The organism is Verrucomicrobiota bacterium, assembly GCA_016871495.1.
Lineage (GTDB): Bacteria > Verrucomicrobiota > Verrucomicrobiia > Limisphaerales > VHDF01 > VHDF01.
Genome location: VHDF01000128.1, coordinates 1 through 9,982 on the forward strand (window position 1 = coordinate 1; position 9,982 = coordinate 9,982).

Genomic DNA, 9,982 nt, shown 5'->3' on the forward strand with positions numbered 1-9,982 from the left:
ACGACATTGAGTTCTCGTTCCGGAGCTGAACCTGCACGAGGATTCACACTGATTGAATTGCTCGTTGTGATCGCCATCATCGCGATTCTGGCTGGCATGCTTTTGCCTGCGTTGTCCAAGGCCAAGAGGATGGGGCAGCGGACCACGTGCCTGAATAATCACAAGCAATTGCTGCTTTCAATGACCCTCTATGCGAATGATTTTCAGGATTCGCTTCCTTTTCATGGAGCGGGACCGCTGCCCCTGATCTGCTGGCTGACCAAGTTTCCACTTCCCTCCCCCGTCACTCTTTCCAATGTCACCAGCGGCCAGTGTTATCCCTACCTTCAGAGCACCGCGGTGTTTTTGTGCCCTTCGGATAAAACGAACGGCGGCATTTACGCGACTTTGTACAAGCAACGTTACCTTCGCTGCACGAGTTACATCATGGAAACCACCAGCCAACCGGCATGGCAAACGAAGCCCTACGGCTTGAAACTCGGCGCGTTTCGGGCCGATGGCATTCTGCTGATGGAGCCCGATCCAAGAAATCCTGGACCGCTTTTCAATGATGGCGCCAATGACCCGATCGAAGACCAGGGTGTCCAGCATGGGGACGGGTCCAACGTCGGTTGCTATGGTGGTTCTGCCGAGTACATGAAGTTCTCGCGCTGGAAGCAGGAACAGAAGGCGAATCCCAGCCGCCTGAATTGTGCGCCTTGAATCCGCCCGATGAATCGTTTGGCCTGAGCGGATCATCGAATTCCCATGAACAGCTCACCTCACAACTGCATCCTTTGCTTCATCATCGCCGCGAGTCTGGCTCTGTTAGCCGCATGTGACCGGAACCCGGGCAAAGCGAAGGCGGGGCAATTGCCCGACGCTCTTCCCCCAGACCAGGCGGCAATGCAGATCGAGAGTACGTTTTCAGCCAATCCGGACGAATGGGTGAAGACAACCGTCCAATCGGCGATCAAGGCGCTTCGCGACAAGAAGTACGATGCGGCCTATGCTGCGTTGCAAATGTTGAAGGTTTCCGGAAAGATCGGTGAGGCCGAGGATATGGCGGTTCGGAATGCGATCATCGGTGTCTCCATGGCGGCTGCCAGAGCTGCGGAACGAGGGGACGCGCAGGCCGCCGAAATGATGAAAAACATTCGGTAAACGGTGACAGGGAGGCCTCCGGAGCAGGAACGCGCCGCACTCAGTCGGGCAGGGGCCGCCCTTTTGTTTCTGGCGCGAAAAAAATGGTAATCACACCCACCAGGAAGATGGCGGAAAGTGTCATGGCTGACTGCCTGAGCGGGACTGCGAATCCCATGCCTGCATAGAGGACTGCCAGCTTGCCCAGGGTCAAGGGGCCAAACGCGGTGACAAATCGAGCCACGTTGTAGCAAAAGCCAATGCCCGTGCTTCGAAAACGGGTCGGGAACAATTCCGGAAAATAAATCGCATAACCGCCGTACATGGAAACCGAGCAAAAGCCGAGCATCGGAAGCATCCAGTAAACGTCGGAAGGCTGGCTTAATCGCCCGAAGGTCCACAAGGTCGCCACCATGGCAAGGAGAAATGACACCGCGAAAACCAGGCGCCTGCCATAACGGGTCGTGAGGAGGGTAAAGGCATATATTCCAATCATGCCTGCGACGTCCTGCAGCAGGGTGCCGCGCCCCACCAAACGATCACTCTCAGCCCGCCACTGTTTGGCCTGAAGTTTGGCTTCATTCTGATCGCCTTTCACGGCCGCCGCCAATTGATCCAAGTTGTAGGTTCGGATCCGGCCGCCGTCGGGAGCGCCGCCTAAATCAGCTTTGGCGGCGACGTTTTCTCTGACCAATTCGAGTTGAGCGTTTCGAATCAGTTCTGGCGTCCAGTAGCCGATTCCCCAGAGGCCCGTTTGCCCTGCGAAGCCCAGAAGCATTCCGACGATGAGATGAAAACGCAGCCGACGATCTTTGAAGAGCTCCCTGAGATCTCCGCGTTCCGGGCTGGCGTCGGCCAACTTGGGGTTCGCGTTTGATCCCTCTCGAAATGGAGCGCGGGAGGTGAGCCACGACTCGGGTTCACGCAAACGCAATCGAGCTACGACCGCCAGGATGGCCGGCAAGAAACCCAGGAGGAAGAGTATTCGCCATCCGGCAATTCCGTGAAATTCAGACTGCGGTCCCAGGTGAATGCTGATCCACGATGCCAGGATGTGCCCAAGCGCACCCAAACTCTGAAGCAGGCCCAGGCAGTAAGGCCGCGCCCGTTCCGGAACAACTTCAGCCACGAGCGCGAGCCCGGCCGCGTATTCGCCGCCAATTCCGATCCCGCAAAGAAAACGGTACAAGGCAAAGTCCCACCATGTCCGGGAAAACGCTGACAATCCGGTAAATAGCGCGTAGATCAGGATGGTCAGCGTCATCGTGCGCACCCGCCCGATGCGGTCCCCCGCCATCCCAAAGATCAGGCCGCCGGTGGCCCAACCGAAGATAAAGATCATCGTGGCGTATCCGGCGTGGGCCGTGAGCTGGGCATCGGAAAGGTTGGAAACCAGGTCGCGCACCGCGGGCGTGCGCGCGAGGACAAAGAGGCGCTGATCCATTCCGTCAAACAGCCACCCGAGGGTCGCTATGGAGAACACGCACCAATGGTAGCTGGTCATTCCTCGATACCACGGTCCAGCCCCTTCGGAAGGTGCCCCTGAACTTGCTTGTGATCGGGAGTCAGGCACGGGTCAGCCGGTCCGTCAGATGATCGTGGCCAAAGACGTCGGTGAGCCGCTGCTGTCGGCCCTCGAATGGGTAGGTCAGACGTTCGTGGTCGATGCCCAGGAGTCCCAAAATCGTCCCGTGAAAATCGTGCACGCTCACCTTGTCGGCAACCGCCTGGAATCCGAAGTCGTCCGTCTGGCCGATGACCTTTCCGCCACGGATTCCCCCGCCACACAGCCACGCGCTGAAGCCATACGGATTATGATCACGGCCGCGGGAACCCTGCATGACAGGCGTTCGGCCGAATTCACCGGTCCACACCAGCAACGTGCTTTCCAGCAAGCCGCGCTGTTTCAAATCCGCGATCAAGGCGGCGATGGGTTGGTCGATGCGGCGCGCGTTTTCCCGGTGGTTCTTCGCGCATTCCCCGTGGCCATCCCAATCGTTGTTGTAGAGGTGAACATAACGAACCCCTCGTTCCACCATCCGCCGCGCGAGGAGGCACAGCCTGCCAAATTTGGCCGTCGGCTCTTTCTCGGCGCCATAGGCTTCCCGGACGGCGGAGGACTCCTTCGAGATGTCGATCAGATCGGGAGCCGCCATCTGCATACGGAACGCGAGCTCATAGTTGGCCAGGCGCGCGGCGAGCCTTGAATCATCGGTGCGGTCTTCCTGGTATCTCCGATTCCAATGTTGAACCTGATCAAGGATTGAACGTTGGTCCGCCGCTTGGAACGCCGGAGTCAGATTCTGAATCGGAGCACCTTCGGAGCGGATGACGGTCCCCTGATAGATGGCGGGGAGAAATCCCGAACCATAACTCACGGTGTTGCCCGCCCGGAACCCTCCGTCGCTCATGACCATATAGGCTGGCAGGTTGTCACTCTCGCAACCGAGGCCATACGTGACCCATGCGCCAATACTGGGGTGACCGAGGCGGACCGATCCCGAATGGAGCAGGCCGAGGGCGGGTCCATGGATAAACGACCCATGATGGCACGAGCGCAATATCGCGAGATCATCGGCGTGGCTCGCGAGTTGCGTGAAGAGTTCGGAGATTTGAATGCCCGACTGTCCATACGATCGAAATTGAAACGGAGAACCCATGAGCTTCCCTTCCGTTGCCTTCATGAACTGAAGGTTTAACCCTTCCGTTTTGAAGCTCTCCGGAAGCGGCTGCCCGTCCCGCCTTTGGAGCTCGGGTTTGGGATCGAAGGTGTCCATGTGGCTCGGTCCTCCGGTCATGAAGAGGAAGATCACATGTTTGGCTTTTCCGGCGAAATGGGGCGGGCGGGGCGAAAGAAGGGCTTTCTCCATCACGGCTGTTTCGGAGGCCAATGTCTTCCGGCTCAGGAGTCCAGCCAAGGCCAGAGCGCCAAAACCAAAGCTGGATCGCTCCAGAAACTCCCTGCGGGAATGCACGCGGATCCGTCGGCCGCAGGCGTACGGATTCGGCGCCGATCTCAATGGAGCGGCGCAATGGACCTCAATCGACATAGGAGAATTCATGCAGGTTGAACAGGGACAGGCAGAACTTGGCCAGGGCCGCGCCGCGTTCTCTCGAAACGGAACCCGGCAGATCCACGGAGGCGTCCAGCTTGTCTCCGGATCTCTCGAGCGATTCCACCAGGGAAATCGATTCCTGGAGTTCCCCGCTCGTTGGCTTGCGAGCAAATGCCAGTTTCCAGGCGCGATCCACGCAGGCCTCCAGCGCGAAGTCGATCGGCGTCAGGGGAGGTTGCGCCGGTCCGGCCGTTCCTCCTCCGTTCTCCAGAGACTCGCCATATTGCCATCCTGAATCTGTGGGATTGGAAATCAGAGTAAAGTCTGCCATGAGATCTGCGACTCGGGTCGAAGTAGTGATTGTCCAATGGACGCCCACAAAATCTCCTTCGAGGATTTCGAGCCGGAACGTGTCGCCCGGGGAATAGGCGATCGAGCTCAGAGATGCTCCGTTCCGGGCGCCCGAGGACAGCGCCAACGGATTAGCGGAACTTCCGGAAGCATCCTGGAGAATCCCCTCGGCCAGGAGGTCGCGATCGTTTTTCCATAACTTCCATACACCCGAACGTCCGAGATGCCTGACGTTCCACAAGCCCCCGCGCAGACTCGCCACTCCCGCGGGATCCGAGACGGGGACTTTCCAAAGGACGCTTGAACTTCCATGGGTCAGGACCGCGCCGATGGGTGCGTCGAACCCAGCAGGGGCATTCGTGTTTGCCATGCGCTTCGCCCATCCCGCGTGCCGCCCGGATTTGCTGCCCAACCATCCCGGCTGACCGGGCCCAAAGTCCGGCGCATTCCAACCTTCTCTCCCCACTGAATCCTTGAAGAGTCGCGCGGCAAATTGCTCTGCCTGGCGCACGGCGGTGCGATTGTTCATCAGCCACAAGGCTTGGGGCGCGACGGTCGTCACATCCCGTGATGGCGCGGACACGGCATTGACGGGCCAATCGTAGACGTCAAACAGCGGAAACCGATAATTGCGCCGGACCAGAATGTAGATTCCACGCCGCGTATGTTCCGCAGGATCGGCGCTGACCGTCCAATATCCGGGTGGCTGTTCATCCCGGACGAGCGGTGGCACGACCGGGCGGCCTCCCATCTTGCCATTCAACGTGCCCGCAACGGCATGAATGTTGTCCCACAAAAGCTCCGCTTCAAGCCGTCGGCGTTGTCCTTTCCAGAAGTAACGGTTCTGCGGATCCAGTTTCAGGTTGTTTGAGTTAAGCCAGCGGCTGTCGGCCTGGTAAGCGGCACTTGTCATGATGAGCCGGTGCAGTTTCTTGAGGCTCCATCCGTTGCGTATCAACTCCGATGCGAGCCAGTCGAGCAGTGCAGGATGCGATGGCGCGTCGCCGGCCTTTCCAAAATCATTGGGCGTCCCCACGATGCCCCGGCCCATGTGCCAGGACCATACACGGTTCGCCATGACACGGGCCGTCAAAGGATGTTTTGGCTGGGTCAGCCAGAGCGCGAGCTGCTTCCTGCTTCCGAACGGCCCCGGAAGCGGGTCCTGGCACCCCGTCGCTTTCCGGAGCACGTCAGGTAGATCCGCGGTCACGGGATCGCGCCGCAAGTGCAGTTCGCCGCGGCGGAGAATGTGAATGGCGGGGACGAGTTCCGGCCGTTCGTGTCCGAGGACGCTGACGGTGGGCACCTCCATCAATCCATCAAATGGCACGCCCTGGGCGTCGTTTTGAGGCAGTGCGAGGATGGCATTGGCGATGGTTTCCAGCAGTTGCTGTTTTTCCTTCTTCTCCGAATCACTCAGTGTGCGACTTTGCACTCGCTTTTCAAAGAGACGGTAGGCGCGACGCGCCTCGTCTGCCGCAATTATCCTGGGATAATGTTGCCTGAAGTCGGCAACTCCCATGGCGGGTATGATGGGCACCTCCACTTGCTTGCTTCCGGCAAAAGCGGCGGCAAGCCCGTACCAATCCTTCTGGGTGAACGGATCGAATTTGTGGTCATGGCAGCGCGCGCACTGAAAAGTAAGGCCGAGAAAGGCATTGGCAGTCGTGTCCACCCAGTCGGTAAAGATTTCGTAATTCCGCTTGGGTGTATCCATGTTGGATTCATGGATCTGCGTCCCCAGGGTGTAGATCCCGGTGCCGGTCCGCGCCTCCAAGGCCCGCTCCTTTTCGGCTGAGAGCTTATAGGTTCCGTCGAGGGCAAGATCATTCGGCCAGAGCTCGTCTCCCGCGACCTGTTCCTGGACGAAGCGGTCGTATGGTTTGTCGTCATTGAACGACTTGATCACATAATCGCGGTAACGCCACGCGTTTCGATAGTAGATGTCCGTCTCATATCCTCCGCTGTCGGCATATCGAACGACGTCCAGCCAGTGGCGACCCCATCGTTCTCCATAATGTTTGGATTCGAGAAGTTCTTCGATCAGCTTGGACCAGGCGTCCGGTGAAGTGTCGGCGAGAAACGCTTCCACGCGCTCAAAGGAGGGCGGAAGCCCCACGAGATCGAAATAAGCGCGCCGCACCAGCGTTCTCCGATCGGCTGCGGGAGCCCTCTCCAGTCCCTTTTCGGCCAGCTTGGAATCGATGAAGTAATCGATCGGGTTGGCAGCGCCCTTGAATGAATCGATGGAACCGGGTGTCAACGCTTGGATCGGGCGCAGTGACCACCAATCGAGCGGATTCGAACTGTGTGCGCCATTCCGATCCGCGGCGATGGTTCCGGTGGGGCTTGCTGAGTTTGTTCTGGGATCGGGTGCGCCCATTCGAATCCAGGTTTCAAAATCTGTAATCTGCCGGGGAGTCAGAGGACCGCCACTCTTTCGCGGCGGCATTTTGAGATCGGGATCTTGCTGCCGAATCGCCTTGATCAGCAGGCTGGTTTCCGGATTGTCGGGTGTCACCGCCGGGCCCGAATCTCCTCCGGCGACCCAACCCTGGCGGCTGTCCAGTTTCAGGCCGCCTTTCGACTTTCCCTGCGATGCGCTGTGGCACTCATAACAGCGTTCAATCAAAACGGGGCGTATCCTGGATTCAAAAAACTCGACACCTTCTGAAGTCAAGGGCGGCGCCGAAGTCTCCGGAGCCGCCACGCAGCGCAGAACGAGCAGGACCGCGATCAAGCACCGCAAGGGTCCAAGCGCTCCACGAACGCTGGCCGGGATCACGCCGGCGCGGGGACTTGAATTGAGGGAACGGAAGGAGGATGCGTTCCCAAGGCTGTTCATGCGTGAAGTTTCCAAGAATCTACGCTCAATCTCGAAGAAAGAGCAAGGGCCAAGTTGCCGGCGAATCATCGCTGTGGGCGGATCTGGAGGATTAATCGGCCATGGGACGCCCCGCTTCTCATCAGATGGAGGGCTTCATTTAGTCCCTCCAGCGGAAATCTGCCACCGATCTGGGGTTGAATCACACCGGCGTCCAGCCACGCCAGAGCGTCGGATGCATCCTGGATCGAGCCATTCCGCGACCCAATAATTTCGAGTTCGCGCTGCGCAATCTGTATCGTATCCAGCTTCGCGTGCTCGGGCTCCTCCCCAATAACCACCAGCTTGCCCATGCGGCGCAGAACCGATGCCGCAAATTCCATGGTCGCCGCAGTTCCGACGCAGTCGAAAGCACAGTCGGCGCCGTCCTCTCCGGCAAACGTCCGGATGCGGTCGACAGCTTCAGGTGCGGCGGGTGAAATCGCGAGGGAAGCTCCCGCACTGCGGGCGGAACCAAGGTTCTCTTCCGAGCGGCTCACAGCGACCACGCGCAGTCCGGCGTGCTGAAGCAGTTGAACCAGCATCAAGCCAATGCCGCCGGCTCCGACAACAACTGCGACCTCCTGGGCTTTCACTTGCGAGCGGCGGTAGGCATGGACGGCGGTGATCACACCGCAACTGACCAGGCCGCCTGTTTCGAAGGAGACTGCATCCGGGAGCGGAAGGACATTGCGAGCGGGCGCCTTGAAGTATTCCGCGAAGCCGCCGTGCTGCGTCACCCCAATGATGCCTCCCACTCGCGCGCATTGGGCGTCATGCCCGGTACGGCAAAATCGGCAGCACCCGCAAGTCAGGAACAAATGTGTCGTGACACGCTGGCCAACCCGAAGTCGTTGAACTCGTTCGCCGACCGCCGCGATGTGTCCTGCGGGCTCATGCCCGGGCACATGCGGAAATGCGGGAATATACGCGAGGCCATCCTGGATATGCAGGTCAGTCCGGCAGATCCCGCACGTTTCGGTGGCAATCAACACCTCTTCCGGACCGATCTCCGGCACCGCCACCTCCGCTACACGGAACGGCTGTTGCAGCCCGGCCAGAACGGCGGCTTTCATGATGCCAATCCCAGCTTCTGTTCGACAGCCCTAACGCTTTCCACGTTCCGCCGCGCTCCGTCTTCGAGCAAAGGGCAGTGATACATGTCGTTGGTCAATGTCCCCTTGAAGCCAATCTCTTGGAGGCCTGCTACGATGCCATCGAGGTCCAATTCCCCATCACCGAGAGGCAAGTGCAGCGCATATGTCTTCCGGTCGCCATCGGAATAGTGGACGTGCTTGATCCGAGGGCCAAGCCTTCGAATCATCTCGATATATCGGGTTGGATGTCCCACTCCATAGTGACAGCAATCGTATAAAAGGCCCACGTTGGAACGTCCGATGCCATCAATGAAGTCCTCCGCCCATGCAGGGTCCATGCTCCAGGTGTCGGGGTGAGGTTCGAAAACCAGTGACAATTGGCGCGCCTCAGCCAAATCAGCCACCTCCCCGAAGAAGGCAATGTTCTGGTGCAGGCAGTCCGCAGGGCTGCGATCCCGATTGACGTGAGCCCAGGGGTCATGGGTGATCACCATGCCGAGTGAAAGGTCGGAGGCAAATTCCATTGCCGAACGAAAACAGTCCAGGGTCTGCGCCCGCGCTCGATACGGATCCACCTCCACCCAACAGTCGAATCCGTGAAGTTTCAATCCCTTCGACCTCGCCCACTTCAGGAACAAGTTGCGCGCTCCCGCGGTTGGCAGTCTATCGAAGAACGGTGGACGCGACACCTCAAGAGAATCAAATCCTGCGTCCAGCGCCTTGCGGCAGATGGATTCGAGGTAAGGATCCTCGTGGAAGCTGACGGCATTGATCCGGGCCATGATCGGGAGGAGTTCTTGGAGATGAGCTCAACATTTTCCTTCCGGCCAAATGATGGCGCGCGCCTCTGCAGGCGTCGCGATCTCACGGCCGACTTCCCGTGAAATCCGGACGATCTTCTCGACCAGTTCGGCGTTGGACTTCGCGTAGTCGCCCGGTCTGAGAAATGGGTTGTCTTCCATGCCGACGCGCACATGGCCGCCCAGGATGATCGCCGTGGTGAGGATCTTCCATTGCTCGATCGGATCCATCACGCTGGTGTTATAGATGAAACCGGGAGGCAGATGATGGTGGTTAAAGAGCATCGCCTCCGGGGTCGGGGGCGTGTAGCTCCCACCCCGCCATCCCAGGAAGAAGGTGATCCAGACGGGCGGTTTCATGAGGCCTTTCTGCACCATCCGCTGCGCATTCCAAACACCGCCGTAATGGAAGCATTCGGCCTCAATCTTGACGCCGAGTTCGCGGGTTGTCCGGCAGTACTCCTCCAACTCGGGACGGTTATGCAAGCCGTAGAGTTCAACGGGTTCCCGACCGGGCTCATAATCGAAACATTCATCGTGCGGATTGAAGCAAGTCGAGATCATGTCCGGCCTCTGCTGCTTCATCAATTCACGCCGCTGGGGAAAACGCCCGTTGGCGATTCCGTATTGAATGATGCAGTCGCAATGGCTCGTGATGTCCTGGCGAAGCCGCGCCCAGCCCGGTATGTCGAG

General features: G+C 59.0%; 8 protein-coding genes. 2 read left to right on the plus strand and 6 right to left on the minus strand.

All coding sequences use genetic code 11. The features are described from left to right. Window positions 1-6: 6 nt before the first annotated feature. Together FJ404_18375 and FJ404_18380 are read left to right on the plus strand one after the other, a co-directional pair. Window positions 7-702 (plus strand): type II secretion system protein, encoded by a 696-nt coding sequence (locus FJ404_18375; GenBank protein MBM3824816.1) that lies wholly within the window; start codon window positions 7-9, stop codon window positions 700-702. 45 nt (window positions 703-747) lie between these two features. Then, window positions 748-1,143, plus strand: coding sequence for a hypothetical protein (locus FJ404_18380; protein ID MBM3824817.1), 396 nt, complete (start codon window positions 748-750; stop codon window positions 1,141-1,143). 40 nt (window positions 1,144-1,183) lie between these two features. Here the strand turns inward: FJ404_18380 and FJ404_18385 are convergent, their stop codons facing one another. From FJ404_18385 to FJ404_18410, 6 genes are all read right to left on the minus strand, one after another. Further along, window positions 1,184-2,626, minus strand: coding sequence for an MFS transporter (locus tag FJ404_18385; GenBank protein MBM3824818.1), 1,443 nt, complete (start codon window positions 2,624-2,626; stop codon window positions 1,184-1,186). 61 nt (window positions 2,627-2,687) lie between these two features. Beyond that, entirely contained in the window at window positions 2,688-4,172 is a 1,485-nt protein-coding gene (locus FJ404_18390) for a DUF1501 domain-containing protein (protein MBM3824819.1), read from the minus strand. After that, window positions 4,162-7,443 (minus strand): DUF1549 domain-containing protein, encoded by a 3,282-nt coding sequence (locus FJ404_18395; GenBank protein MBM3824820.1) that lies wholly within the window; start codon window positions 7,441-7,443, stop codon window positions 4,162-4,164. Before FJ404_18395 ends, FJ404_18390 begins: the two co-directional genes overlap by 11 nt. Continuing rightward, the gene (locus FJ404_18400) at window positions 7,440-8,468 is read right to left on the minus strand and encodes a zinc-binding dehydrogenase (protein ID MBM3824821.1); all 1,029 of its coding nucleotides are present in this window, start codon (window positions 8,466-8,468) and stop codon (window positions 7,440-7,442) included. The genes FJ404_18395 and FJ404_18400 overlap by 4 nt, the downstream gene beginning before the upstream one ends. Then, window positions 8,465-9,271 (minus strand): sugar phosphate isomerase/epimerase, encoded by an 807-nt coding sequence (locus FJ404_18405; GenBank protein MBM3824822.1) that lies wholly within the window; start codon window positions 9,269-9,271, stop codon window positions 8,465-8,467. Before FJ404_18405 ends, FJ404_18400 begins: the two co-directional genes overlap by 4 nt. A 27-nt stretch (window positions 9,272-9,298) precedes the next feature. Then, window positions 9,299-9,982, minus strand: a 684-nt coding sequence (locus FJ404_18410; GenBank protein MBM3824823.1) for a 3-keto-5-aminohexanoate cleavage protein, incomplete at its 5' end; no start/stop codon positions are given.